Annotated in this window: 28 protein-coding genes and 3 tRNA genes; 19 read left to right on the top strand and 12 right to left on the bottom strand. The window is 61.8% G+C overall.

Annotated elements, in window-relative coordinates; all coding sequences use genetic code 11:
• Positions 1-465 precede the first annotated feature (465 nt).
• The 3 genes from EN808_RS08425 to EN808_RS08435 all read left to right on the top strand — a co-directional run bounded on the left by EN808_RS08425 (position 466) and on the right by EN808_RS08435 (position 3,749).
• On the top strand, positions 466-1,500 hold the full coding sequence (locus EN808_RS08425) for an extracellular solute-binding protein (protein ID WP_127281143.1): 1,035 nt from the start codon (positions 466-468) through the stop codon (positions 1,498-1,500).
• 97 nt (positions 1,501-1,597) lie between these two features.
• Positions 1,598-3,025, top strand: coding sequence for an amidase (locus EN808_RS08430; protein WP_127869397.1), 1,428 nt, complete (start codon positions 1,598-1,600; stop codon positions 3,023-3,025).
• Positions 3,026-3,053: 28 nt separating this feature from the next.
• Positions 3,054-3,749, top strand: a complete 696-nt coding sequence (locus tag EN808_RS08435; RefSeq protein ID WP_127280421.1) for a TetR/AcrR family transcriptional regulator — start codon at positions 3,054-3,056, stop codon at positions 3,747-3,749.
• 9 nt (positions 3,750-3,758) lie between these two features.
• On the opposite strand, the gene EN808_RS08440 is transcribed toward EN808_RS08435, so the two are convergent.
• The 5 genes from EN808_RS08440 to EN808_RS08460 are packed head-to-tail and all read right to left on the bottom strand — an operon-like array spanning position 3,759 to position 8,337.
• Positions 3,759-4,520, bottom strand: a complete 762-nt coding sequence (locus EN808_RS08440; RefSeq protein ID WP_135915535.1) for an MBL fold metallo-hydrolase — start codon at positions 4,518-4,520, stop codon at positions 3,759-3,761.
• A 2-nt stretch (positions 4,521-4,522) separates the two neighbouring features.
• Entirely contained in the window at positions 4,523-5,587 is a 1,065-nt protein-coding gene (locus tag EN808_RS08445; protein ID WP_135915536.1) for an ABC transporter ATP-binding protein, read from the bottom strand.
• Positions 5,584-6,369: an ABC transporter permease gene (locus EN808_RS08450; RefSeq protein ID WP_127869394.1), complete on the bottom strand. Its 786-nt coding sequence runs from the start codon at positions 6,367-6,369 to the stop codon at positions 5,584-5,586. Before EN808_RS08450 ends, EN808_RS08445 begins: the two co-directional genes overlap by 4 nt.
• Before the next feature lie 2 nt (positions 6,370-6,371).
• The gene (locus tag EN808_RS08455; RefSeq protein ID WP_135880272.1) at positions 6,372-7,238 is read right to left on the bottom strand and encodes an ABC transporter permease; all 867 of its coding nucleotides are present in this window, start codon (positions 7,236-7,238) and stop codon (positions 6,372-6,374) included.
• Positions 7,239-7,251: 13 nt separating this feature from the next.
• Positions 7,252-8,337: a spermidine/putrescine ABC transporter substrate-binding protein gene (locus EN808_RS08460; RefSeq protein ID WP_135915537.1), complete on the bottom strand. Its 1,086-nt coding sequence runs from the start codon at positions 8,335-8,337 to the stop codon at positions 7,252-7,254.
• 91 nt (positions 8,338-8,428) lie between these two features.
• On the opposite strand from EN808_RS08460, the gene EN808_RS08465 reads away from it, so the two are divergent.
• Positions 8,429-9,043, top strand: coding sequence for a TetR/AcrR family transcriptional regulator (locus EN808_RS08465; RefSeq protein ID WP_135915538.1), 615 nt, complete (start codon positions 8,429-8,431; stop codon positions 9,041-9,043).
• Positions 9,044-9,166: 123 nt separating this feature from the next.
• Positions 9,167-9,736: a DUF2569 family protein gene (locus EN808_RS08470; RefSeq protein WP_135915539.1), complete on the top strand. Its 570-nt coding sequence runs from the start codon at positions 9,167-9,169 to the stop codon at positions 9,734-9,736.
• 58 nt (positions 9,737-9,794) lie between these two features.
• On the opposite strand, the gene EN808_RS08475 is transcribed toward EN808_RS08470, so the two are convergent.
• Positions 9,795-9,870, bottom strand: a tRNA-Thr gene (locus tag EN808_RS08475).
• A 158-nt stretch (positions 9,871-10,028) separates the two neighbouring features.
• Between EN808_RS08475 and EN808_RS08480 the strand changes: the two genes are divergently transcribed.
• The 3 genes from EN808_RS08480 to EN808_RS08490 all read left to right on the top strand — a co-directional run bounded on the left by EN808_RS08480 (position 10,029) and on the right by EN808_RS08490 (position 11,197).
• Positions 10,029-10,196 carry a hypothetical protein gene (locus tag EN808_RS08480; RefSeq protein ID WP_127279640.1) on the top strand — a complete coding sequence of 56 codons (168 nt, stop codon included), beginning with the start codon at positions 10,029-10,031 and terminating at the stop codon, positions 10,194-10,196.
• A 177-nt stretch (positions 10,197-10,373) separates the two neighbouring features.
• A complete protein-coding gene (locus tag EN808_RS08485) occupies positions 10,374-10,595 on the top strand; it encodes a hypothetical protein (protein ID WP_127279641.1) in 222 nt (73 codons plus the stop codon).
• A 296-nt stretch (positions 10,596-10,891) separates the two neighbouring features.
• Positions 10,892-11,197 (top strand): BA14K family protein, encoded by a 306-nt coding sequence (locus EN808_RS08490; protein ID WP_135915540.1) that lies wholly within the window; start codon positions 10,892-10,894, stop codon positions 11,195-11,197.
• 88 nt (positions 11,198-11,285) lie between these two features.
• Here EN808_RS08490 and EN808_RS08495 read toward each other — a convergent pair whose 3' ends face one another.
• Positions 11,286-11,720 carry a hypothetical protein gene (locus EN808_RS08495; protein ID WP_135915541.1) on the bottom strand — a complete coding sequence of 145 codons (435 nt, stop codon included), beginning with the start codon at positions 11,718-11,720 and terminating at the stop codon, positions 11,286-11,288.
• A gap of 120 nt (positions 11,721-11,840) precedes the next feature.
• On the opposite strand from EN808_RS08495, the gene EN808_RS08500 reads away from it, so the two are divergent.
• A complete protein-coding gene (locus EN808_RS08500; RefSeq protein ID WP_135915542.1) occupies positions 11,841-12,200 on the top strand; it encodes a hypothetical protein in 360 nt (119 codons plus the stop codon).
• On the opposite strand, the gene bhcR is transcribed toward EN808_RS08500, so the two are convergent.
• Positions 12,201-13,022, bottom strand: a complete 822-nt coding sequence (gene bhcR / locus EN808_RS08505; protein ID WP_135915543.1) for an HTH-type transcriptional regulator BhcR — start codon at positions 13,020-13,022, stop codon at positions 12,201-12,203.
• Between the two features lie 207 nt (positions 13,023-13,229).
• Here bhcR and gcl point away from each other — a divergent pair, with 207 nt between their 5' ends.
• From gcl to EN808_RS08525, 3 genes are all read left to right on the top strand, one after another.
• On the top strand, positions 13,230-15,011 hold the full coding sequence (gene gcl, locus EN808_RS08510) for a glyoxylate carboligase (protein WP_135915544.1): 1,782 nt from the start codon (positions 13,230-13,232) through the stop codon (positions 15,009-15,011).
• 171 nt (positions 15,012-15,182) lie between these two features.
• Entirely contained in the window at positions 15,183-15,980 is a 798-nt protein-coding gene (gene otnI, locus EN808_RS08515; RefSeq protein ID WP_135915545.1) for a 2-oxo-tetronate isomerase, read from the top strand.
• A 129-nt stretch (positions 15,981-16,109) separates the two neighbouring features.
• Complete coding sequence (locus tag EN808_RS08525; protein WP_135915547.1) at positions 16,110-17,084, top strand: 2-hydroxy-3-oxopropionate reductase; 975 nt, start codon at positions 16,110-16,112, stop codon at positions 17,082-17,084.
• Between the two features lie 120 nt (positions 17,085-17,204).
• Here EN808_RS08525 and EN808_RS08530 read toward each other — a convergent pair whose 3' ends face one another.
• Positions 17,205-18,053, bottom strand: coding sequence for an RNA methyltransferase (locus EN808_RS08530; RefSeq protein ID WP_135915548.1), 849 nt, complete (start codon positions 18,051-18,053; stop codon positions 17,205-17,207).
• A gap of 184 nt (positions 18,054-18,237) precedes the next feature.
• Here EN808_RS08530 and EN808_RS08535 point away from each other — a divergent pair.
• Positions 18,238-18,322: transfer RNA gene (locus EN808_RS08535), tRNA-Tyr, on the top strand.
• A 91-nt stretch (positions 18,323-18,413) separates the two neighbouring features.
• On the opposite strand, the gene EN808_RS08540 is transcribed toward EN808_RS08535, so the two are convergent.
• Positions 18,414-18,707, bottom strand: coding sequence for a hypothetical protein (locus EN808_RS08540; RefSeq protein ID WP_245512036.1), 294 nt, complete (start codon positions 18,705-18,707; stop codon positions 18,414-18,416).
• Positions 18,708-18,777: 70 nt separating this feature from the next.
• Here EN808_RS08540 and EN808_RS36250 point away from each other — a divergent pair, with 70 nt between their 5' ends.
• The 5 genes from EN808_RS36250 (at position 18,778) to EN808_RS08565 (ending at position 21,521) form a co-directional block, all read left to right on the top strand.
• Positions 18,778-19,212 (top strand): hypothetical protein, encoded by a 435-nt coding sequence (locus tag EN808_RS36250; protein ID WP_189521830.1) that lies wholly within the window; start codon positions 18,778-18,780, stop codon positions 19,210-19,212.
• 254 nt (positions 19,213-19,466) lie between these two features.
• A complete protein-coding gene (locus tag EN808_RS08550; protein WP_135915618.1) occupies positions 19,467-19,898 on the top strand; it encodes a hypothetical protein in 432 nt (143 codons plus the stop codon).
• Between the two features lie 388 nt (positions 19,899-20,286).
• Positions 20,287-20,697 carry a DUF427 domain-containing protein gene (locus tag EN808_RS08555; RefSeq protein WP_127279955.1) on the top strand — a complete coding sequence of 137 codons (411 nt, stop codon included), beginning with the start codon at positions 20,287-20,289 and terminating at the stop codon, positions 20,695-20,697.
• Between the two features lie 11 nt (positions 20,698-20,708).
• Entirely contained in the window at positions 20,709-21,317 is a 609-nt protein-coding gene (locus tag EN808_RS08560) for an isochorismatase family cysteine hydrolase (protein WP_135915550.1), read from the top strand.
• Positions 21,318-21,447: 130 nt separating this feature from the next.
• Positions 21,448-21,521 (top strand) — tRNA-Gly (locus EN808_RS08565).
• Between the two features lie 77 nt (positions 21,522-21,598).
• Here EN808_RS08565 and EN808_RS08570 read toward each other — a convergent pair.
• Positions 21,599-22,063: a YidB family protein gene (locus tag EN808_RS08570; protein ID WP_127869377.1), complete on the bottom strand. Its 465-nt coding sequence runs from the start codon at positions 22,061-22,063 to the stop codon at positions 21,599-21,601.
• Positions 22,064-22,193: 130 nt separating this feature from the next.
• On the opposite strand from EN808_RS08570, the gene EN808_RS08575 reads away from it, so the two are divergent.
• A complete protein-coding gene (locus tag EN808_RS08575) occupies positions 22,194-22,451 on the top strand; it encodes a GlsB/YeaQ/YmgE family stress response membrane protein (RefSeq protein WP_127279958.1) in 258 nt (85 codons plus the stop codon).
• A 107-nt stretch (positions 22,452-22,558) separates the two neighbouring features.
• Here EN808_RS08575 and EN808_RS08580 read toward each other — a convergent pair whose 3' ends face one another.
• Complete coding sequence (locus tag EN808_RS08580; RefSeq protein WP_127869376.1) at positions 22,559-23,446, bottom strand: DMT family transporter; 888 nt, start codon at positions 23,444-23,446, stop codon at positions 22,559-22,561.
• Positions 23,447-23,491 lie beyond the last annotated feature (45 nt).

Consider the following 23,491-nt stretch of genomic DNA (forward strand, 5'->3'; position numbering starts at 1 on the left):
GAGCTCGACAGGCACCTGCCGTTATCCTGAGGTGGCAGATCACCGGCTGGCGCAAGACCGGTTTATTTCGCTCCCCGGCCGCCCCGCTGGGTGATCGGCGCTGCTGTACCCCATTGTTCGCCTCGTACCTCCGCCGGCGTCGCGTCCACCATCACCTGCACGTTGGCGCTGCCGCAAAATGTACTATCTGGCCAAATCGTCACAAAGATATTGACTGTACGTTTAGTTATAATTATCGCTTGTAACGAAAACAGAGTTGGCCAGCCGGTATGCGCCGGTGAATGGCTACGAAACAAAGGGGAATGTCTTGGCAGTCATCCGGCAAGGTCCGGTGCGTCGAGGTGCTGTGCGCCGATGGTTCCGCCAGACCCTTGAGGTTGCGGTCGGCGGATACGGCTTTCTTTCGTCAGCAGGAATGGACCCGAGGCGACGCCGCCGCCGGTCCCAACAATGGGAGCAACTCGCATGAACTGGAAACTGACCGCGGCTGCCGTCGGGCTGTCGCTGTTCGCCGTAACCGGCGTTGCCCGCGCCGATGGCGAACTCAACATCTATAATTGGGGCAATTACACCAGCCCGGACCTCATCAAGAAGTTCGAGGAGACCTACAAGATCAAGGTCACCGTGACCGACTACGACTCCAACGACACCGCGTTGGCCAAGGTCCGCCAGGGTGCTTCCGGCTATGACATCGTCGTGCCCTCGGCCAGCGTCGTGCCGATCTGGATCAGCGAAGGCCTGCTGCTGGAAACCGATCCCAACGCAATGGAGAATTTCAGGAATGTCGATCCCAGGTGGGTCGACGTTCCTTTTGATCCGGGCCGCAAATACACCGTTCCCTGGCAGTGGGGAACGACAGGCATTTCGGTGAACAAGTCGGTCTATGCCGGGGACCCCAACACGTCGGCGCTGTTCCTCGACCCGCCGGCCGAGCTCGTCGGCAAGATCAATGTCGTGCCCGAAATGGGGGACATCATGTTCCTCGCCATCGCCTATGAAGGCGGCCAGTACTGCACCAACGACATGCAGGTGCTGAAGAAGGTGCACGACAAGCTGGTCGAGGCGAAGGCGAAATGGCTTTCGCTCGACTATGCGGCGGTCGATGGCCTGGGCAGGGGCGATATCGCCGCCGGCGTCAACTGGAACGGCATATCGCTGCGCGAACGGCTGCAGAACGACAAGATCGTCTATGGCTACCCCAAGGAAGGCTTTCCGATCTGGATGGACAATGTCGCCGTCCTCAAGGACGCCAAGAACGTCGACAATGCCAAGCTCTTCCAGAATTTCATCATGGACCCGAAGAACGCCGCGATGATTTCGGCTTTCGCCCGCTATTCGAACGGGATCAAGGGCTCGGACGCCTTCATGCCCGACGATATGAAGAACGCGCCTGAGGTGAATATCCCGGCGGAGTTCGCCGCCAAGGGCCAGTTCATGCCGGCCTGCCCGCCGGATGTGCAGGCGCTTTACACGAAAATCTGGACCGACCTCCAGAAGTAGCGCCACCAGCCAAACCCAACAAAGAGCCACCGGGCCGCGATGCGCGGTCCGGTCACCTTCATGCCAAGTGCGATCACGTGATCGCGGGAGATTTTCGATGTCCGATCTCGACCTTTGCTACATGCCCGCCAGCGAGGCGCTGCGGCTGTTCAAGGCGAGGAAACTCTCGCCCGTCGAACTGATGCAGGCCACCATCCGCCGCGCCGAGGCCACCAAATCGGCGATCAACTGCTTCACCTTCACGCATTTCGAGGAGGCGATGAAGCTGGCCGCGAAAGCGGAGGCGAGATACGCCAAGGGCGCCAGGACCGGCGCGCTCGAGGGCCTGCCGATCGGCATCAAGGACGAGAGCTACATCAAGGGCAAGCCGACGTCGCATGGCTCGCTGCTGTCCAGGGATGCCATAAGCGGCCACACCTCGACGATGAATGAGCGCATCATCAAGGCCGGCGGCATCGTCCATGCGCGCACGGCTACGCCCGAATTCAGCTGCGCCGGTTATACCTGGTCGAAGCGGTGGGGCGTCACCCGCAACCCCTGGAACCGCGACTTCACGCCGGGTGGCTCGTCGGGAGGTTCGGCGGCAACGCTGGCTTCGGGCACGTCGTCGATCGCCACCGGCTCCGACATTGCCGGATCGATCCGCATTCCGGCGTCGGCCTGCGGTCTCGTCGGCTACAAGCCGCCTTATGGGCGCAACCCGGACGAGCCGCCCTTCAACCTCGATTTCTATTGCCACACCGGGCCGTTGGCCCGGAACGTCCGGGATGCGATCCTGCTGCAGAATGTCATGGCGGGGCCGAGTCCACTCGACATCGCCACGCTTCGCCCGAAGCTGCGGCTGCCGCTCGATTACCAGCCGATCAAGGGCTGGAAGATTGCCTTCTCGATGGACCTGGGCTCTTTCGAGGTCGATGCCGACGTCCGCGGCAACATGCTTGCCGCCTGCGACGTGTTCCGCTCGCTTGGGGCAACGGTCGAGGAAGTCGATCTCGGCTGGGATGACGGGGTGCTCAAGGCAGGAATGGCCTATCTGGAGCATCTTTTCGGCGCTTCGCTGTCGCAACTGCTTGCCGAGCACGGCAGCGACATGACCAGCTATGCCAGGCGGTTTGCCGAGGATGGGCAAAAATCCAAGGCCACCGACTTCGTCGCGACACTGGATGTGGCAGCACGGATGTATCAGACGCTGGGTCCGCTGCTGGAGACCTACAATGTGCTGATCTGCCCGACGAACGCGCTTCCCGCGGTGCCGGCGGAGTTCGACCAGACCACGGGAACCGTCGAGATCAACGGTAGAGAGGTGAACCCTTCGCTGGGCTGGGTGATGACGACGCCGTTCAACATGATGAGCCGCTGTCCGGTGCTTTCCATGCCGTCGGGGCGGGCGGCAAGCGGCGTGCCGACGGGCTTCCAGATCGTCGGCCGCACCTATAGCGATGCCGATGTCTTCCGGGCCGCGATGGCCTATGAAACGGCACAGGGGCAATGGTACACAAGCGCCGGAACGCGCCCATCGCTTTGATCTGGCGATGCAAGGGAAATTGACGAAGATGGTGCAACGCAAAGCTACGGCAAAGCGCACGGTCGCGACAGCCAAGGGCAGGGCTTCGGCCAATGACGCCGCGCCCAAGGACCGCCGCCGCGAGCGCGGCGAAGCCAGCGTACAGCGCATTCTCGACGCCACAATCGAGCTCATCGCTGAGGAGGGGCTGGCGAGCGTCACCATGCAGCGCATCGCCGAGCATGTCGGCTCGTCCAACGCCCTGGTGGTCTTTCACTTCCGCAGCAAGGAGAATTTGTTCAGGGCAGTGCTTCAGTATCTCAGCGATCAATATGACGCGCTGTGGCTCGCCCTGGTGCGGGCGCCCGGCCTGACGCCGGTCGAAAGGCTGCTGGGAGCAGTAGACTGCGCGCAACGCTTTGCCCGGCAGCATCCGAAATGGGTGTCGGTCTTTGTCGTGTTCTCCAGCGACCGCAAGAGCATGCAGATTTACAATGAAATCGGCCTGCCCAGCGATCTCGCCTACACCGCCGAAGCGCGGGAACTGCTGGTCGAGATTGCGCGCGACGGGGGTTACGGCGGCGTCGACATCCACACGCTGTCGGAGAGCCTGAATTACCTCGTTCACGGAGCATGGTACTGGGATCACCTCAACCCGTCCGGCCGCGACACCGACGTGCTGCGCAAGACCATGCTGCTGCTGCTGCATCAGGCCTTTCCACGGCATTTCGACTTGCTGCGGTAAACTCGCCCCTCAAGGGCTCTGCCGCAGATGGCAGCCGGCCTGCCGCTTCCGCGCCAGGTATTCGTCGATCAACTGGCGGTAGCGCACCTTTCCGAAGCTCGGGAAATGGCCGCCATGCACGACTGAGACGTCGAGATCGCGCATGGCGAGCAGTGTCGCCATGTAGTCGGAAATATCCGAGTGGTAGACATCATCGATCAGCGGGCCGTCATAGATGATGTCGCCGGACAGCAGGATGCCGGTCTTCTTCTCGTACAGCGCAATGCCGCCGGGCGAATGGCCTGGCGTGTGGACGACCTCGAAGGCGCGGTCGCCGAGATCGATGATGTCGCCATGCGCGAGCAGACGGCCGGCCGGCGCGGGCTGGATGCGGTAGCGTGCTGTTTCCCAGCCTTTTGGCTGGCGGTCGAACATCTCGTCGGTCGCATAGGTACCTGCAGCGGTCAATTCGTTGCGCGGATCGGCCAGGATTGCCGCTTCAGCCCCATGCACGCAGCGATCGGGGAATTCATGGTGGCAGCCGATATGGTCGAAATGCGTGTGGCTGGCGACGCAGGTCAGCTTGCGCTCGCTCACAAGGGGCACATGGGTGCGCAGGCTGAAATGGCCGAGACCACTGTCGAACAGGAGATCGCGGTCGCGGCCGCGCACATGCCACATGTTGCAGCGGAAGAACGGCTTGATCCAGGGCTCGTGGATCAGCGTGATGCCGTCGGCCATGCGGATGGTCTCGTACCAGTCCGGTGCGTCGATGACCGCGAGCATGCGCATGTTCAATCCGCCAGCAGGATGATCTGGTCGGTATCGCACGAAATCGCCACCGTGTCGCCCGGCCGGACAGTGGCGGTAGCGGGCAGCTTGGCGATGAACTGCAAGGAGGGTTCTTCGACGGACGTCGCAAGCATGCGCTTGAAACTGCCCTGGAAGACGACGTCGCTCACGTCCGCCTTGCCGAGCTTCGTGCCACCCGAAGTCGTGCCCAGCACGAGGTGCTCAGGCCGTATGGCCAATGCGGCCGCCGACCCCAACGGCAACGCACTGGGCAGCAACACCGGTCCGACCGGCGTCGCGACGGTGCTCGTCCTGTCTCCGGTCTCCACGACCGTGCCGGCAAGGATCGTGCTCTCGCCCATGAAGGTCGCGGAAAAGCGCGTCGCCGGCCTGGCATAGACGCGCTCGGGCGGCCCTTCGTCCTCGATGCGGCCGTCATTCATCACCACGCAATGGTCGGCCAGCGCCATCGCTTCTTCCTGGTCGTGGGTGACGTGAATGAAGGCGGTGCCGACGCGCTTCTGGATCGCCTTCAATTCATCCTGCATCTGGCGGCGCAGTTTGAGGTCGAGCGCGCCGAGCGGCTCATCGAGCAGGAGCACTGCCGGCTCGATGACCAGCGCGCGCGCCAATGCGACGCGCTGGCGCTGGCCGCCGGAAAGATGGTGCGGCTTCTTGTCGAAGGCGGCGGCCAGCCCCACCAGTGCCAGGGCTTCGCGTGCTTTTGCCGCCCGCGTCGCGCCGTCGACACCCTGCATGCGCAGGCCGAAGCCGACATTGCCGCCGACGCTCATATGCGGGAACAGCGCATAATCCTGGAAGACCGTCGTCGTCGGGCGCTTGGCCGGCGGCACGTAGGTACAGTCCTGGCCGCGGATGAGAACCTTGCCTTCGCTGGGGTTGACGAACCCGCCGAGAATGGAGAGCAGCGTCGTCTTGCCGGAACCGGATGGTCCGAGCAGGATCGTATAGCTGCCGGAATCGATCGTCAGCGAGACGTTTTTCAGCACGGGATGCTGGCCGAAGCGGTGCGAGACGTCGCGGATATCGACCAGGGGCGCGTTCATGCCGGCTTTCTCCGCCGCAGCAAGGTCAGTTCGAACAACACCACCAGCACGATCGAGACGGCAAAGACCAGCGACCCGACGGCGTTGGTCTTGGGGTTGAGGCCGGAGCGCAGCAGGTTCCAGATTTCCACCGGCAGCGTGGTGTCGAAGCGGGTGAGCAGGAAGGAGATAACGAACTCATCCCAGGAGAAGGTCATCGACAGGAAGAAGCCGGCGAAAATGGCCGGCGCCATCACCGGCACGCTGATCAGCAGCAGCACCTTCCATTCAGGCGCGCCAAGATCGCGTGCGGCGCGCTCGATGTTGATCTGGTGGTCGCCCATCTGGCTGTAGATGATGGCAAAGCACAGCGGCAGGTTGATCACGACATGGCCGATGCCGGCGGCAAGCAGCGACTTCGGCACGCCGGCCCAGTTGAACAGCACCAAAAGCCCCATGCCGATGATGAGGTAGCTCACCGTCAACGGCAGTGTGATCAGCCCGCGCAGCAGACCCGAGCCGGGCAGCACAAAACGCGCGAAACCCCAGGCCGAAAGGAAGCCGAGCGTGACGGCGGTGGCCGAGGAAAGCACCGCGACCGACAGCGAATTGACGAGTGCCGACGTCAGCCGCGTATCTGAGAGAACAGCCTCGTACCAGCGCAGCGACGGGCCGGTGAATGGCGGAATCGGAAAGGAGGTCGATTGCAGCGAGAACAGCACCAGCACGACGACCGGCAGGAAGATGAAGCCATAGACGGCAAGCGCGTAAATCCACGAAGCGATGCGGACAATCCTGTGCATGCTCAGGCCCGCTCGATCTTCAGCCAGCGGGCGCAGGCGAGGTAGGCAATGGTGACGACCGCCATCAGGATGATCGACAGCGCCGAGGCCAGCGGAAAGTCGCCGCGACGGCCGATCTGCATCATCACCAACTGCGGCATCAGAAGCTCGTTGTTGCCGCCGAGGATTTGCGGTGTGATGTAGTCGCCGATGCACAGCACGAAGGTGAGGAACGCGCCCACCATGATGCCCGGCAAGGTCAGCGGCAGGATGACATGCAGGAAGGTGCGCACCGGCCCGGCGCCGAGATCGGCGGCGGCCTTGCGGTAGCTCGGGCTGAGCTGCTTCAGATTGGCGAAGATGGTCAGCGTCAAAAGCATGACGAAGAAATGCACGAAGCCGGTGACGGTGGCCAAGCGCGTATTGGCGAGCTGCAGCGGCTCGCTGATCAGGCCGGAACCGGTCAACGCGCGGTTGATGACGCCGTTCTGCGCCAGCACCAGCAGCCACGAATAGGAGCGCACGACATAGGAGGTCCAGAACGGCAGCACGGCCAGCATCAGCGCCAGCCGCTGCCAGCGCTCCGGCACCTGTTCGGCCAGGATCCAGGCGAAGGGATAGGCGAGCAGCACGGAGACCACGGTGACGGTTGCCGTGACCTGCAGCGAGTTCACCATCGCCTGCCAGTAGGAGGGATTGCTGAAGAACTGGCTGTAGTTGGCAAGCGTGAAGCCGCCGTTCTCATGCGACGTGAGGCTCGAAAACCCCATGGCCACGAACGGGAGCACGAAGAACAGCAGCGTCCAGCCAAGTGCCGGCGTGACCAGCGCCCAGGGCAGGGCGCGGCCCGCCCGGTGCAGGGTACGCCCGCTGTTTCCCGCAGAGTTCATGAGCCGCGGTCGCTCATTTCGCCTGCAGCATTTCGGTCCACATGTCCTGCATCTTCTTGTCGAGGTCGGCATTGGGCGCCGGATAGGCCTGCGCACGGGCGAGGAAGCCAGGCTGCTCGTCGAAGCGCAAGACCTTCTTCTGGTCGTCGGTCAGTGTGGCCTTGGTGTTGGACGGCATGCCCCAATAGCAGGAAGAGGTGGCAAGCCGCGCCTGGCCTTCCGGGCTCATGATGTACTGGATGAATTTCAGCGCCATGTCCTTGTTCTTGGAATCCTTGAACATGGCGAGCGACTGCGACCACAGCACCGCACCCTCTTTCGGAATGGAGAAGTCCAGCGCCGGGTTTTCCTTCGCAAGGCCTGCCGTCACCCATTCGCCGCCGCCGACCAATATGTCGACCTCGCCGGTCGCCAGCGCCGTCTGGCTGGCGGTGACTTCACCGACCAGCTTCGCATTGGCCTTCATCTTGAGAAGCTCTGCCTTGAGGGCGGGCAGATCGGCTTCGCCGAGGTCGGCCGTCTTCTTGCCGATGGCGAGAGCGGCCATGCCGATCACGGGAAGATAGTAGTCGTAGATGGCGACCTTGCCCTTGTATTTGTCACTGCTCAGCGACGCCAAGGACTGCATGTCGGCCGGGTCGACCTTGGTCTTGTTGAAGCCGATCGTATTGTAGCCGAATTTTTCGGTGATGCCGTAGCGCTTGCCGCCGACGACGGTCGATCCGTCCATCTTCACCTGCGGGAAGAGGTCGGCGAAGGGCAGCTTGTCTTCCGGCAGCGGCTCGAACAGGCCCTTTTCGACGCCGCGCGGCACGTCGATGCTGTCGATCACCATCACGTCCCAATCGCCCGGCTGCGACTGCTCGACGATGGCGAGGCCGGCGCCGGTGCCTTCGAATTCCTTGACGTTGACCTTGACGTTGTTGGCGTCTTCGAACGGCTGCAGCAGCGCCGGATCGGAATGATCGCACCAGATCAGCGCGTTGAGATCGGCGGCCTCGGCAAGGCTGCCCGCCGCAAGCAGCAATGCCGTGGCGGCGCACGCTGCGTGCAGCTGGCGTTTCAGGACGGAAAGCGGATTCCCGGATTTGACGGACATCGAGTGTTCTCCCTTGCCTTTGTGGCTTCTTGCAAAAAATTGAACCAATTCTAAAATTGAGTCAATTCGATTTTTGTGGCAAGAGGCTGATATGAGCGGATTGCGGGCACGGCAAAAGGCGGACCGTCACAGGCGCATCATCGAGGCTGCGGCGGCACTTTTCCGCGAGGCCGGCTATGAGGGCGCCAAGATCGAGGCGATCGCCGCGCAGGCCGAAGTGTCGATCGGCACCATCTACAATTACTACCAAAACAAGGGCGACATCCTCGGCGCCATCGTCTCGCTGGAGGTCAACGAGGTGCTCAATGCCGGGCGCGGCGTGGTCGCCCGGCCGCCGGCCAATGTCGGCGACGCGCTGGACACACTGATCGGCATCTATATCGAACACTCGCTGCACTATCTCAGCAAGGAGATGTGGCGGCAGGCAATGGCGATCTCGACGCAATTGCCCGACAGCCCGTTCGGCCAGGCTTACACCGGCCTCGACCGCTCGCTCACCGAACAGATCCGCGCGCTGATCGCCCGGCTGCAGGAGATTGGCCTGGTGCGGCGGGACATCGACGGCACGGCGCTTGGCGAACTGATCTTCAACAACATGAACATGATGTTCATCGAATTCGTGAAACGCGAAGAGGCGAGGATACCGGAGCTGAGGGCGGCGATACGGAGGCAGAACAGGATATTGGTGGCCGCGATCGGGGTGTGAGGGAGTCAGGAGCAGGCAGGAGAAGTCGTCGCTTCGACGTCACACGTCGTCTTATGCAAAGCTCGGTGCTTGAGTTGAGTTTGAAATCTGATACAACTTATAGGGGCATAAAGGGAGGGGTAAATGGGGGCGTTTTCCATCTGGCATTGGGTGATCGTGCTGCTGTTGATCGGCGTGCCTGTTTTCTTTGCTGTTCGATCAGCCGCGAAGCCGTCACAGAATCCTGAGGCTCTTGTGGGCTTCGGCGGCTGGCTGATGCTGCTGGCTATCGGTCAGACATTGTCACCGCTGCGCACACTCGCCGACTTCGCCAGCTCGGCCGACGGCTACCAGCAACTCATGATCCTCCCGAATGGCTCCCTGGCCGTGTATGGCGAGGTTGCTCTTAATCTGGCATTCCTGGCGCTTCAGCTGGTTGTGCTGGTGGCAATGCTGCGGCGAAGCCGACGGTTCCCGCAATTGTTTCTGCTTCAGTGGCTTGCGATCCCCGTCGTTTTTATCCTGGACACGATCTGGATCGCATCAATTCTGGGGGTCCCGGTGAACCAGGTGCTCGCAGGCGATGCACTGGCGGCACCCGTGGCCTCGTTTGCGGGAACCGGACTCTGGGTTGCTTATCTCTATAAGTCTATGAGGGTGAGGAATACGTTCACCAGGACGAACGTGTCGGCCCAAATCGCGAGCGCCTCTTAAGGGTGCCCGCAATCGCGCTCGCAAGTCTTTGGCTCTCGGGGTAATCGTTGGTCAGAACTGGTGCCCCCGGACGGAATCGAACCGCCGACCTTCGGTTTACAAAACCGCTGCTCTACCAGCTGAGCTACAAGGGCACGGCGCTCCGGTTAGCATATTTGTTGCGCCAGTAAAGACAAAACTCCGTTTTTGGACCTCAGCCGTGGTGGATGATGCTCCGAGCCTGCGTGCTGAAATCCGCGAAGGCGCTTCCTACATAACGGGGCAGGTGCAAATGCGCTGAACGGAGTGTCGCATGATACGGCTTGTCATCATTCTCCCTATCGTTGTCGTGGCATGGATGCTGCTGGTGAAGCTCATCAGTGACGTGAAGAAGGCCAATGTCGACTGGACCGGCGTCACCACGATCATCGGCTTCATCGCGCTCGCTTTCTGGCTGCGCCATATCACCGGCATGGGGTGAGAAAATAGGGAATAGGAATAGGGGTTGCATCGTTCGGATGCGCATGGTGCCGTTTCACCACTGCCTACTGCCTACTGCCACAAAAAATCTCCTGATCCTGTCGAACCTTTCGCTGCCCAACGCCGACTGATCCTCAGAGGCGAATGGTCGCCTCGATCAGAGATCCAGGAGATCATCATGTTCAAGCGCAGTTTCGTTTCCGGCCTCCTCGCCATCGTCGTTGCAACCGGCGCGCTCGCCAGCACCGTTCAGTCTTCGTCGGCTCATGGCATGCATCGCCATCATCATTACGACGACTACCTCTACTACCAGGATTACCCGGACTACCCGGATTACTGGTGGGTCTATGGCCACCATCACCATCACCATCACCATCGCCACCACATCATCATCTACTGAGCGCAGTCTCGCGGCGTGATTGAAGACACCAGTGCAGGAAAGGGCGGCTTCGGCCGCCCTTTTGCATGGATACGGCGCTTCCTGTCGCCGCCACGGGCGATGACGCGATTGGCGCAATGTGCCGAAGCGCACGGGTCTCGATGATCAACGCCGGCGAGGGCCGCCGCGCCTTTTCAGGCAGCGGATTCCTGCTTCTTCGAAAAAATCAAAACCCCGTCGAACCTTTTTCAATGCCGCGGCGACAGATGATCAAGAGGCGGATGGATCGCCTCGGTCAACGAAGCAAGGAGATCGTCATGTTCAAGCGCACACTCGTTTCCGGCCTCATCGCCACCACCGTCGCCGCCACCGCTTTGGTCGGCACCGTCCAGCCCTCGGCGGCTCACTCGCATCACCACGACCTCGGCATCGGCATCGCCGCCGGCGTCGGCGGTTTCGTCCTCGGCAGCCTGCTTGCCCAGCAGCAGCCCCGCACTGTCTATGTCGACGAAGATGGCGGTTCATGGCACGTCCGCCGCTGCTTCGAGCGTTACGCGAGCTACGATCCTGACTCGGACACCTATATCGGCCACGACGGCTACAGCCACTACTGCCGGCTCTGAGCGGAGGCAGCCAACGACAGGAAAGTGACCAACGACAGGAAAGAGGGGTTGCGGGGCAGCCCCTCTTCGTCGTTTGAATGCCGTCTTTCTAGAGGTGCGTCTTCGTGTCGGTGTCGAGGGTCGGCAAACCGGCCGCGCGGCAGGAGCCGCCAATTTGAAGCCGGGCAGCCTCCGTCTCGTCGCCCATCGCCACCAGTTCAAAGCTGCTTGCGGCTTCCGGATAGACCTTGGCGATGAATGGCTTGTCGCCGCCATGGACGCCGGACGAGACCTTGGCGCTGACGGTGCCGCAGACCACGATTTCCTGGCGGCCGTCCAGCGTTCGCTCGCCGGCGAGCATCGTCCCGAACCTGGCGGAGGCCGGATCCGGCAGATGTTGGCGGACGCCGGACGTGATGATCTCCTCCAGCGCGAGTGAGATCGGAATGGGATTGACGCGTTGGTCGCCGGCATCGGGTCGAGGTGCCGCCGCCACGCACCCGTAAAGTGAAGTCACAAGCAAAAGCTGAACCGGTTTCCTCATTCGCGCCCTTTCGCATGCATTCAAGCGCCACGGCAAGACGGTCAAATCCCATGCGGCCGGCGGTATACAGCGATTTTCGGAGCGTCTAGTCTATCCCGGTGCCAACTGAGGGAGGGTGGCTTGGACGAGCAGGACCCGAAAGAAGACCTGATCGAGACGGTTTTCCGCAATGGCACAGTCACCACTGTCGGCATCCTGCTGGCATTTTCGTTGGGCTTCATCACCCATTGGGCCGCCAACCCGATCCCGTGGCAGACCTACCACCTTGTCGCCGTTCTGCCGATCCTGGTCGGCATCGCCTTGCAGATGCGGGCACTGTCGCTGCTGCTCGACACAAGGTCCTTGCAGCGGCGGGTCTATGACCGTGCCAACCGTGTCTTCATGGCCGGCCTCGTCTTCACCGCCTGTGGTGTCGGCATGGCAATTCTGCTCGATTTCTTCGATATTGCGACCAAGAGCGCGCTGCCCGGGGCGGGTTGATCAGCCGGCTTGCACACCGCCGATCATCCGCGTCACTTCGGTTGCCGCATTGCGCACCAACGGTCCGATCTCGGCCAGCCGCTCCGGCGTCACCCGCACCGTCGGCCCCGACACGGAAACCCCGCCTATCGGTTCGCCATATTCGTTGAAGATGGCGGCGGCGACGCAACGCATGCCGGGGTGACGCTCCTCGTCGTCGACCGACCAACCGCGATGCTTGATAGCAGCCAGATCGTGGGCGAGGGCGGAGATGTCCGACAGGGTCCTGTCCGTATAGCGCTGCAGGCCCGCCTTGCGCAGGATGGTGCCGACGCGCTCCGGTTCGAGATGCGCCAGCACCGCCTTGCCGATGCCGGAAGCATGGAAGGGGCTGCGTGTGCCCGGCCGGAAGAAGGCGCGGATCGCCTGGTGTGTTTCGACCTGGCTGACGAAGACCACGCAGTCATCTTCGGCGACGCCGAGATTGGCGGTCTCGCCGGTATTCTCCATCAATTCCTGCATGACGATGCGGGCGCGGTCGACCAGCTTGCGGCGGCGCAGGAACGCCGCGCCCATGCGGTAGGTCTCGACACCGATCGACCAGAGCTGGTCTGACGTATCGAACTCGACCATGCCGTGGTTTTCGAGTGTCGTCAGCATGCGGTAGGCGGTGGAGGCGGCGAGCCCGCTATGCGCCGATATCTCGCTCAGCGACAGGCCGCTGCCTTCCGCCACAATGGCCAGGATACGCAAGGCTCGGTCGAGCGATTGCACCGAGGCAGCTTCGGCCGGACCATTGAAGGAGCGCGGGCGCCCGCGCTGACGTTTTTCGCTGGTTTCCATGGCCGGCATTCTCGGCCGTTTCTCCAAGGATGCAATGAAAAAGTTTTTCATGAAATTCTCGGTGAAAATCCTGGAAAAGGGAAAAGGAAACAAAATCAGGTGGTAAAAGCCGTTTTCTAGAAATGAAAAAATATTCTGGAAAAATTGAAAAATCACCCGCCCGGTGACATCCTTAGCCATCCAACAATCATCTCGTGGAGGCTGGAAATGGCCAGGATGCGCGCTGTCGATGCCGCTGTTCTCGTTCTCGAAAAGGAAGGCATTTCCTGCGCCTTCGGCGTGCCGGGCGCGGCGATCAATCCGCTGTACTCGGCGATGAAGGCGAGGGGCACCATCCGCCATGTCCTTGCCCGCCACGTTGAGGGCGCCTCGCATATGGCCGAAGGCTATACCCGCGCCAAGGCGGGCAATATCGGTCTTTGTATCGGCACTTCGGGGCCGGCCGGCACCGACATGATCACCGGGCTCTATTCGGCCGCGGCCGATTCCATTCCGATCCTGTGCATCACCGGACAGGCGCCGCGCGCACGCCTCAACAAGGAGGATTTCCAGGCTGTCGACATCGCCGCAATCGCTGCGCCCGTCGCCAAATGGGCGGTGACGGTGATGGAGCCCTATCTGGTGCCGATGGCGCTGCAGAAGGCGTTCCACTTGATGCGCTCGTCGCGGCCAGGTCCGGTGCTGATCGACCTGCCGGTCGACGTCCAGCTGGCCGAGATCGAGTTCGACATCGATGCCTATGAGCCGCTGGCGCCGTTCAAGCCGGCGATGACACGCGCCCAGGCTGAAAAGGCGCTGGCGATGCTCAACGCGGCAGAAAAGCCGCTGATCGTCGCCGGCGGCGGTATCATCAATGCCGACGCGTCCGACCTGTTGATAGAATTTGCCGAGATTGCGGGCGTTCCGGTCATCCCGACGCTGATGGGATGGGGCGCGATCCCCGACGACCATCGGCTGATGGCCGGCATGTGCGGGCTGCAGACCTCGCACCGCTACGGCAATGCGACGATGCTGGAAGCCGATTTCGTCTTCGGCATCGGCAACCGTTGGGCCAACCGCCACACCGGTTCGGTCGACGTCTACACGAAGGGGAAAAAATTCATCCATGTCGACATCGAGCCCACGCAGATCGGCCGTGTCTTCGCGCCCGATCTCGGCGTCGTCTCCGACGCTGGTGCGGCACTGAAGATGCTGCTCGACGTCGCCACCGAGTGGAAGACGGCGGGCAAGCTGCGCGACTGGTCGGGCTGGGCCAAGGAATGCCAGGACCGCAAGAAGACGATGAAGCGCAAGACGCATTTCGACCAGGTGCCGCTGAAGCCGCAGCGTGTCTACGAGGAGATGAACAAGGCATTCGGCCGCGACGTCACCTACGTCACCACGATCGGGCTGTCACAGATTGCCGGCGCGCAGTTCCTGCATGTCTACAAGCCGCGTAACTGGATCAATTGCGGCCAGGCCGGTCCGCTCGGCTGGACCTTGCCGGCCGCCCTTGGCGTGCGTGCCGCCGATCCCGACCGCACCATCGTGGCGCTGTCGGGCGACTATGATTTCCAGTTCATGATCGAGGAACTGGCGGTCGGCGCGCAGCATAGACTGCCCTACATCCACGTCGTCGTGAACAACGCCTATCTCGGCCTGATCCGCCAGGCGCAGCGCGGTTTCTCGATGGACTACGAGGTCAGCCTCGCCTTTGAAAACATCAACCGATCAGATGATCCCGAGGCAGGCTATGGTGTTGATCATGTAGCGGTTGCCGAGGCGATGGGCTGCAAGGCGGTCAGGGTGCGCAAACCGGAAGAATTCGCCGGCGCCTTCAAGCAGGCGCAGCGGCTGATGAAGGAACATCAGGTTCCGGTCGTGCTCGAATTCATCCTCGAACGCGTCACCAACATCTCCATGGGCACCGAGATCGACAAGATCACCGAATTCGAGGACCTTGCCGAGCATCAGGAAGATGCACCGACCGCGATCGTCATGCTCGACTAAGCCATGCCGATATTCAGGTGAGGCCGGCCTGCAAATGGCGGCTTCCTGCGCTTCCGGTGCTCACGTACGGAAAGTACGCTCCGCTCCGGTTCTCGGAAACCACCATTTTCGGCTCGGCCTGACCTGAATCTCAACACGGCTTTGGTTCCGGGCAAGAAAAGGAGAAAAAGAATGCCGCGTTTTTCAGCCAATCTGTCGATGCTCTTTGGCGAGCACGATTTCCTCGACCGCTTCGATGCCGCCGCCCGCGCCGGCTTCAAGGGTGTCGAATATATCGGTCCTTATGATCATGCGCCCGAGGTGGTTGCCGCCCGCCTGAAGAAGAACGGCCTGACGCAAGTGCTGTTCAACCTGCCTGCGGGCGACTGGGCCAAGGGTGAGCGCGGCATCGCCGTGCTGCCGGACCGCGTGCCGGAGTTCCGCCAGGGCATCGCCAAGGCGATCGCCTATGCGCAGGCGCTGGATTGCCAGCAGGTGAACTGCCTGGCCGGCATCGCGCCGCAGGGCATTGCACGGGACACGCTTGAAAATGTCTTCGCCGAAAACCTTGCCTTCGCGGCGGAGAAACTGGAGCAGGCCGGCATCAAGCTGCTGATCGAACCGATCAACACGCGCGATATCGAGGGTTTCTTCCTGAATTACTCCGATCAGGCCCTGGCGCTGATGGACCGCATCGGCTCCAAGAACCTGTTCCTGCAATACGACATCTACCACATGCAGATCATGGAGGGGGATCTCGCCCGTACCATCGAAGCGAACCTTCCCCGCATCGCGCATATCCAGCTTGCGGACAATCCCGGCCGTCACGAGCCGGGGACGGGCGAGATCAATTTTCCTTTCCTCTACGAACACATCGACCGGATTGGTTATTCCGGCTGGGTGGGTGCGGAATACAAGCCAAAGGCGGGTACGGACGCCGGGCTGGGCTGGTTTCGGGAATTAGCCGGGCAGGGCAGCGCGGCGGCTTAGCCGTCGGGAACTACCAACGTCGGCGCTGCCCTCACCCTTGCCCTCTCCCCGTGAAGAACGGGGAGAGGGGATCGCCAGCGTCGGAGCCTTCTCCCCGTCACTATACGGGGAGAAGGTGCCGGCAGGCGGATGAGGGGCAGCGCCAGCCTTTCGACGAAGTCGAACGAGATATTCAGGAGAACCACAATGGAAACCATAGGCTTCATCGGCCTCGGCATCATGGGCGCGACGATGGCGGGGCACCTGCTCGATGCCGGCTATAGGGTCATCGCCAGTGACCATCGCTCGAAGCCACCAGCCGATCTTGCCGCCAAGGGGCTGAAGACTGTCACCGGCCATGCCGCCGTGGCCAAGGCGGCCGACATCATCATCACCATGGTTCCCGACACACCGCAGGTGGCCGACGTTCTGTTCGGCGACAATGGCGTCGCCTCAGGCCTGTCGAAGGGCAAGCTCGTCATCGACATGAGCTCGATCTCGCCGATCGAGACCAAGGAATTCGCAAAGAAGATCAACGAGCTCGGCTGCGACTATCTCGACGCGCCGGTTTCGGGCGGCGAAGTCGGGGCCAAGGCCGCATCCCTGACCATCATGGTCGGCGGCGACGAAAAGAGCTTCGAGCGCGCGAAACCCGTGTTCGAGAAGATGGGCAAGAACATCACTCTGGTCGGGCCGAATGGCGTCGGCCAGACGACCAAGGTCGCCAACCAGATCGTCGTCGCGCTGACCATTGAAGCCGTCGCCGAAGCGCTTGTTTTTGCATCGAAAGCCGGCGCCGACCCGGCCAAGGTCAGGCAAGCGCTGATGGGCGGGCTGGCAGCGTCGCGCATTCTCGAAGTGCATGGCGAGCGCATGGTCAAGCGCACTTTCGCGCCGGGCTTCCGCATCGAACTGCACCAGAAGGATCTCAACCTGGCGCTGGAAGGCGCGAAGGCGCTCGGCATGTCGCTGCCCAATACATCGACCACCCAGCAGTTGTTCAACTCCTGCGCCGCCAATGGCGGGGCGAAGGAGGATCACTCTGCGCTGGTCAGGGCGCTGGAGCGGATGGCCAATTTCGAGGTCGGCAAGGAGGCAAAAGAAATCAAAGGCAAAGCGGCATAGGGCGGGAGAGGGCGGCGTAACGTTCCCAAGCCGTCAACTTTTGTCTTAGGCCAGAAACGGGTTCCGGCAAGCGTCGCCGGGGCCCGTTTTGATTCCTGGCGGCAGTCTTGCCGCTTCCAGTCAGCCGCGCTTCAGAAATGCCCGCGCCGCATAAAGGCTCACCGCCGCGGCGTTCGACACGTTGAGCGAGCGGATGGCGCCGGGCATGTCGAGCCGCGCCAGTGTCGTCACCGTCTCGCGCGTCTTCTGGCGCAGGCCCTTGCCTTCTGCACCCAGCACCAAGGCTATTCTGTCGCCGGCAAAGCTGGTTTCGAGTTCAGCCGGCCCGTCCGAATCGAGCCCGATGGTCTGGAAGCCGGCCTCGTGCAGTTGGCCGAGCGCGTCGGCGAGGTTCTTCACCTCGATCTGGTCGATATGCTCCAGCGCGCCGGAGGCGGATTTCGCCAGCACGCCCGATTCTTGCGGGCTATGGCGCGCCGTGGTGATCAGCGCGCCGGCGCCGAAGGCGACCGCCGAACGCAGGATGGCGCCGACATTGTGCGGATCGGTAACCTGGTCGAGCACCAGCACCAGCCCGGTGTCGCCAAGCGCGTCGAGGCGCTTGGGCTTCAGCGGCTCGGCCTCTATCAGCACGCCCTGATGCACGGCGTCCGACCCGGTGACCTTGTCGATGTCCCTGGGTTCGACCAGTTCCGCCTTGAAGGGCAGGGCGGCAAGATCACCGATCTCGAGCCGTTCGGCGGCATTGCGTGTCACCAGCATTTTTTTGATCCGGCGGCGCGGATTGTCGAGCGCGGCTCGCACAGTGTGCAGGCCATAAAGGCGCACCTGGCCATCCCCGGCGTTTTCGCCCGGTGGTACGGGTTGGCGAGGCCTGAACGCCGGCGCGCCGCCGCTTTTCTCGTCGCGAAAGGCGCGGCGCAGCTTGGCGTAGTGGGTGTCTTTCGGGGTGTTGGAATTGTTGCTCATGGCCGGCTTCTATAGCCGTCTCCTCCCGCCAAGGATATGCCCTGTCGCCGCAGCCGGCGAACAACATCGAAAAACCCTTCCTGCGCGGTTGACACCCACTGGCCTTGCCGCCATAAGGCGCTTCGCTGATTTCGGAGAAGACAACTCGGGTCCGGATCGGCGTGAATGGCTCCGGCGGCAGACTGGAGAGGTGCCCGAGTGGTTAAAGGGGACGGACTGTAAATCCGTTAGCTTAGCTTACGTTGGTTCGAATCCAACCCTCTCCACCACTGCCGGCCCGGAAGCCCTGAAACGTGAAAAACATCGGATCGAAAAGGTGCATCGCGCTTTTCGGGTAAATCCGGCACCCCGGGGTGCCGATCACGTTGTCGTCTGGATGATCAATGTCAGCGTGCCATCACCATCGATGTTGGCGGCCACGACCTGTGAAGAGTTGAGCCCGTTTGCCCTCAGCGCCGTTGTTGCCTGAGGCGATGCGTCGATGGAGTTCTGCAGCCGCAGCAGATCTTCCGCACTTGTCTGGGTAATCACGGCTTCCGCCTGCGCTTTGATTTCCGCGGGCAGATCCTCGACGGCGACAATGGCAACACCGGTGAAATTCTGGTCGGCAGCCCCTTGCTCGGGCAGCGGTATCTGGTCCGGCTCGGGCTCCAAGGGTGTCGTCTGAGGAACGGGTGTCAGCAGAGGAACCTGCGGGCTGATGGCTTGCCCATGGAGGGGCTGCGTGACGCCCACTCCGGAAAGCACGGCAACTATCATCAACATCCGCATCGTCGTTCCCTGCTTTTTTCGAAACGTCGAGGACAACCCTTGTGCCGGGCGATGGTTCCGTACCACGGCGGCCGCTGCGCAATTTCAGTCGCCCGCTTGCCGCTGGAGCGGCTGGTTTGGAATCGTGCCTCCCTACGAAATCGACAATTGGTTCCAAATGCGCGATCATTGGAAAATGGGACGCCAATTGGACGACAAACTCGATTGCAAGGCTTGCGGGACGATCCAGATGGACATTCCCGACGATGCCAAGGAGTCGACGCCAATTTATTGCAGCAATTGCGGTGCCTTCCTCGGCGAATGGGGTGAATTGCAGGACGATTTCTACCGCCAGGCTCGCGGCACCGAAGCATTCGACCTGCGCGACGGGAACATTATCAAGAAGTAGGATGCGATAAACGCAACCTCCGGACTGCCCGCCGGGGTGCTAGGTCGCTATGGGAGACCGGCCCTCTATCAGCAGAGGCCCGCAGAGGTTCATAGAATGCGCGCCTTTCAGCGACCGCTGTCAGCGCATTTAGGATCCGGTCAGTCGCGTTCGGTGGCGCCGAATTCTTCCGGTTTCGCGCCTTGTCGAAGCACAGCCGCGCGATAATTTCCTTGAAGGCGTGGGCGCTTCTCCCTTCACGACAGGAGTTGACCATGAAACACCAGACACTCGACCAACTGCAGGCCGTCGCCAGGATTGAATCCTCGGCGCCACATTCGGAAATGACCCGACAAGAGCGGATCGCGCGATGGGCCGAACTTCTCGATCAGAATCCCGAGCGATGCCTTGGCGCGTTTAGAGGGACCGAACATCTGCATCCGGAGGTACGCGCCATGGCACGCGGCGAAGGGTCGGCGATCGCTGTTGCCTTCGAAGACCCGGTGCTGCGCGCGTCGGGTCTAAGGGATGACACTTATGGCGAGGCCAAGCGCTTCTTCGAACTGAATGACTGGCAACTGCACGACATCGTTTGCGATTGTCACGTAGGCGCCACCATGAAAGCGGGGTGGGCCGCCGCTCGGGTCCGCGCGACAATTGGCGGCAACAGGTTTCTTGCCTGGTTGAGGCAAAGGATCATGTTCTGATGCGTGCCGAGCGGCTCAGGTGAGGACCGTCATCTGTTCGCGACCGCACGGTGCGACCCACCTGATCCGTCTTGTCGATCAGTCCCTGTGTTCGTGGCATAGCCGAACGGCTGCACGTTACTCCTTCTGCGTCCCGCCGGCGACGGCGGCGGCAAACGGGCACTGTGCGTCCTACAGACGGTTGGTCCTGGACGCTGTCGGGCACTTCCAACACGTGAGGCCTCACAAGAGGTTTCGCGGCTGTTGATGTGCTTTCTCAACAGTTTCGGCAGCTGATAATCGCTGCTCAGCGGTCCATTCGGCTTCAATCGCACAAGCTGGAACCTGATGCATCACCGCGCATTTCGTCTCCATTGGTGGATCGAAACGATAGCCAGGGAGAATTCGGATGCAAACTTCAGCCGCAACTTCAGGACACGACTTTCGCCAACTGACCATAGAACCGTTTGCCGGAACGGTGACGGTGCGATTTTCCGACGCCGTGGTCGCGGCCACGGAGCACGCGAAGGTTCTCAGGGAAGAGGGACAGGAGCCGACATTCTTTGTCCCTTTCGAGGACATCTATTTCGACCTTTTCGAAAAGACCAACACCACAAGCAGCTCACCGCTCAAGGGAACCGCGAGCTATTGGCGGGTCCATGCTGTCGGTAGCTCGGCCGACGACTTCATGTGGACATACGAGACGCCCGATACTGCAGCGCGGGCCATTGCAGGTCATGGCGCTTTCGATCCGCGAAAGGCGCGCATCGATGTCGACCCGATGGAGGACAAACGGCACACCCCCCATGTCATGGAATAGGATTATCTTCCATGTCGATGCCGGGCTTGGCATATGGTCCGTTGGGGCGCCGATGCATGCATGTCTGCGTGGATATGCAAAGGCTGTTTGCCGAGCTGTCGCAATGGGCGACCCCCTGGATCACCCGTGTCCTTCCTCAAATCGAGAGGCTGGTCGAAAGACGAGCACCAGAGACCGTCTTCACGCGCTTCCTGCCCGCGCAAAAGCCCGGGCAGGGCGTTGGCACATGGAAGCGCTATTATGAGCGCTGGGCCTCGATGGCGATCGAAAATATCGGGTCCGAAATGGTCGACTTGTTGCCGGCACTGGCCGCTTACTGCCCGCCGGCGGCCGTCATCGACAAGCACATATACTCGCCCTGGTTCGAAGGTCACCTCAGGGCCTTTCTGAACGAACGCGACATCGACACGCTGGTCATCACCGGCGGCGAAACCGACGTGTGCGTTCTGGCTACGGTGCTCGGAGCGATCGATTTCGGCTATCGCGTGGTTCTCGTTACGGACGCGCTGTGCAGTTCTTCCGATGCCACGCATGACGCGCTGTTGACCGTTTATCACCAACGGTTCGCACAGCAGGTGGAGACGGTCGAGATGGAGACGGTTCTCTCGAACTGGGTCTGACTTGCCGGTCGTCTGCCAGGCATTCAATGCCTGCGACCTGCCTCAGCCATCGAGCCTTGCAGCAATGTCTATTGGGTGGCGAGAGCTTCTTGACCTTCGCAACCTTGTCGAATAGCTAGGGCGTGCGTGCGCGGGTATGGTGAAATGGTATCACATGAGCCTTCCAAGCTCTTGGTGCGGGTTCGATTCCCGCTACCCGCTCCAGATTTTCAGCTACATGTCGGCAAGCCGAAACACTGCGCGGCAGGCGCGCAGCGCTTCAGGCATTGGCGTGCGCCGCGCTAGCCGTTGAACGCGGACGCGACCTGGTGCTGCTGCGGCACCTGGCCGTTCGGCGTCAGCTTGTCGACGATGCCGGGCAAGGCAGCCGATAGTTGCTTGAGCAGCTCCTGTTCGTCGAGCCCCGTCCGTTGGGCGATCTCGCGAATGACTTGCGGTCCGATTGCGTTGCCCAGCTCATTGGGGTTGATCGATTGGTTCTGCCCGGTGCCGACCCACGAGTCGGCGACATTGCCATGGCCGGCATTCTTGAGCTTGTCGAGCAGGCCGCCCAGTCCGCCGAGCAGGCCGCCGTCACCAGATGCGGTTCCGGCGGCAGTGGGATCGGCCGGCACGGGTGCTTGAGGCTGGTCCGGCTGTTCGGCGCTTCTGCCGCTCAGCATCTTTCCGACCAGCAGCGCACCGAGCGCGATCATCAGCGGTTTGGTGATGTTGCCGCCGGGAACGGCGTTGTCAAAAAGTCCCATAGTGGATCCTCCATCTGGCCAAGCCCTGCCCATCGTCAACAATGGCGCAATCGGGCGGAATTTCAAGCTGGCTTGTGGTTTTGACATTCATATGAAAATGTCGGGTTGGCGGGGGATGGAGAGGAAAAAAATGGGTATCATCAGCTGGATCATTCTCGGCGTCATCGCCGGCTTCATCGGCAGCAAGATCGTCAACAAGACCGGTCAGGGCATGATCATGGATATCGTGCTCGGCATTGTCGGTGCCATTGTCGGCGGCCTGATCTTCAGTGCCTTCGGTGCTTCGGGCGTCACCGGCCTCAACATCTACAGCTTGATCGTCGCGGTCGTGGGTGCCGTCGTGGTGTTGTGGGCCTATCATCAGTTCTCGGGCAAGCGGACCATCTAGGCGTCGGCAGACTACCAGCTCTGCCGAATCCCGAATTGCGATAATCCGCCGTCGGTGCTGCCTGCGCTCACGGCATCGGAAGCCATATGCCGGCGTGCCGCCGCGGATCAGGCGACCACGGCCAGCCGACGCTTGCGCTGGTCCAGCGACACGATGGTCAGCCCGCTGCAGACGACCAGCAGGATGCCGCAGACCGCCAGTGCATTGGGGAATTGCCCAAACACCAGCAGGCCGGAAATGACGGCCCAGACCGTGAAGCAGTAGTAGAACGGCGCTACCGCTCCGGTCGGCCCGACGCGGTAGGCCATGAAGATGAAGAAGTGGCCGAAGATCAGGAAGAAACCGGCTCCCGCCATCAGCAGCAGGTGATGCGCCTCCGGCGCCACCCAGCGCTCGGAAACCAGATGCGCGGTGCCGGCGCCGATCAGGACCACGACGACCGCCGAGATCGCCACGATCATTCCTGGCACTTCGGCGGTGATCTTGCGGCCGGCCAGATCGCGGGCGGCGGCGAATGTCGCGTTGCCGAGCGCCAGCAAGGCGTAGACCGAAATGCCTTGCATGGTCGGCTGCGCCACCATCAGCGCGCCGATGAAGCCGAGCCCGATCAGCGCCATGCGTTGGCCGCCGATACGCTCGCCAAACAGGATCGAGGATCCGACCAGCATCAGGAGCGGCGTGATCTGCCCCAGCGCGGTGGAATCGGCGATCTGCATGTTGGCGAGCGCGACGACGTAACAGAGGATCGCCGCCAACTCGAGCAGGTTCCTTCCCAGCACCCGCTTGTCGAAGATCAGAGGGACTTGCTTGCCGTAGCCGAGCGCAAACAACAGCGGAAAGCCCCACAGCGTTGCCGCGGCACCACGCAGGAAGAGCACTTCGTAGGACGGCAAGCCGGCAGTGGCGAGCTTCATCATCGTGTCGTTGACCAGATACGACCCGGTCGAGACGATCATGAACAGCGGGCCGCGAATGGCAGTCGGGATGAAATGCATCTGCGCAGGAAATCAGACGCGGATCGTCGCCGCAATGGGCCATGG

The sequence above is a fragment of the Mesorhizobium sp. M8A.F.Ca.ET.165.01.1.1 genome, assembly GCF_004792065.1.
In the GTDB taxonomy this organism is placed as follows: domain Bacteria; phylum Pseudomonadota; class Alphaproteobacteria; order Rhizobiales; family Rhizobiaceae; genus Mesorhizobium.

What these genes read in the sequence shown, in the direction of transcription:
- EN808_RS08425 (WP_127281143.1), top strand. Translation starts at nt 466, where the DNA reads ATGAACTGGAAACTGACCGCGGCTGCCGTCGGGCTGTCGCTGTTCGCC.
- EN808_RS08430 (WP_127869397.1), top strand. Translation starts at nt 1,598, where the DNA reads ATGTCCGATCTCGACCTTTGCTACATGCCCGCCAGCGAGGCGCTGCGG.
- EN808_RS08435 (WP_127280421.1), top strand. Translation starts at nt 3,054, where the DNA reads ATGGTGCAACGCAAAGCTACGGCAAAGCGCACGGTCGCGACAGCCAAG.
- EN808_RS08440 (WP_135915535.1), bottom strand. Translation starts at nt 4,520, where the DNA reads ATGCGCATGCTCGCGGTCATCGACGCACCGGACTGGTACGAGACCATC.
- EN808_RS08445 (WP_135915536.1), bottom strand. Translation starts at nt 5,587, where the DNA reads ATGAACGCGCCCCTGGTCGATATCCGCGACGTCTCGCACCGCTTCGGC.
- EN808_RS08450 (WP_127869394.1), bottom strand. Translation starts at nt 6,369, where the DNA reads ATGCACAGGATTGTCCGCATCGCTTCGTGGATTTACGCGCTTGCCGTC.
- EN808_RS08455 (WP_135880272.1), bottom strand. Translation starts at nt 7,238, where the DNA reads ATGAACTCTGCGGGAAACAGCGGGCGTACCCTGCACCGGGCGGGCCGC.
- EN808_RS08460 (WP_135915537.1), bottom strand. Translation starts at nt 8,337, where the DNA reads ATGTCCGTCAAATCCGGGAATCCGCTTTCCGTCCTGAAACGCCAGCTG.
- EN808_RS08465 (WP_135915538.1), top strand. Translation starts at nt 8,429, where the DNA reads ATGAGCGGATTGCGGGCACGGCAAAAGGCGGACCGTCACAGGCGCATC.
- EN808_RS08470 (WP_135915539.1), top strand. Translation starts at nt 9,167, where the DNA reads ATGGGGGCGTTTTCCATCTGGCATTGGGTGATCGTGCTGCTGTTGATC.
- EN808_RS08480 (WP_127279640.1), top strand. Translation starts at nt 10,029, where the DNA reads ATGATACGGCTTGTCATCATTCTCCCTATCGTTGTCGTGGCATGGATG.
- EN808_RS08485 (WP_127279641.1), top strand. Translation starts at nt 10,374, where the DNA reads ATGTTCAAGCGCAGTTTCGTTTCCGGCCTCCTCGCCATCGTCGTTGCA.
- EN808_RS08490 (WP_135915540.1), top strand. Translation starts at nt 10,892, where the DNA reads ATGTTCAAGCGCACACTCGTTTCCGGCCTCATCGCCACCACCGTCGCC.
- EN808_RS08495 (WP_135915541.1), bottom strand. Translation starts at nt 11,720, where the DNA reads ATGAGGAAACCGGTTCAGCTTTTGCTTGTGACTTCACTTTACGGGTGC.
- bhcR (WP_135915543.1), bottom strand. Translation starts at nt 13,022, where the DNA reads ATGGAAACCAGCGAAAAACGTCAGCGCGGGCGCCCGCGCTCCTTCAAT.
- gcl (WP_135915544.1), top strand. Translation starts at nt 13,230, where the DNA reads ATGGCCAGGATGCGCGCTGTCGATGCCGCTGTTCTCGTTCTCGAAAAG.
- otnI (WP_135915545.1), top strand. Translation starts at nt 15,183, where the DNA reads ATGCCGCGTTTTTCAGCCAATCTGTCGATGCTCTTTGGCGAGCACGAT.
- EN808_RS08525 (WP_135915547.1), top strand. Translation starts at nt 16,110, where the DNA reads ATGAGGGGCAGCGCCAGCCTTTCGACGAAGTCGAACGAGATATTCAGG.
- EN808_RS08530 (WP_135915548.1), bottom strand. Translation starts at nt 18,053, where the DNA reads ATGAGCAACAATTCCAACACCCCGAAAGACACCCACTACGCCAAGCTG.
- EN808_RS08550 (WP_135915618.1), top strand. Translation starts at nt 19,467, where the DNA reads ATGAAACACCAGACACTCGACCAACTGCAGGCCGTCGCCAGGATTGAA.
- EN808_RS08555 (WP_127279955.1), top strand. Translation starts at nt 20,287, where the DNA reads ATGCAAACTTCAGCCGCAACTTCAGGACACGACTTTCGCCAACTGACC.
- EN808_RS08560 (WP_135915550.1), top strand. Translation starts at nt 20,709, where the DNA reads ATGTCGATGCCGGGCTTGGCATATGGTCCGTTGGGGCGCCGATGCATG.
- EN808_RS08570 (WP_127869377.1), bottom strand. Translation starts at nt 22,063, where the DNA reads ATGGGACTTTTTGACAACGCCGTTCCCGGCGGCAACATCACCAAACCG.
- EN808_RS08575 (WP_127279958.1), top strand. Translation starts at nt 22,194, where the DNA reads ATGGGTATCATCAGCTGGATCATTCTCGGCGTCATCGCCGGCTTCATC.
- EN808_RS08580 (WP_127869376.1), bottom strand. Translation starts at nt 23,446, where the DNA reads ATGCATTTCATCCCGACTGCCATTCGCGGCCCGCTGTTCATGATCGTC.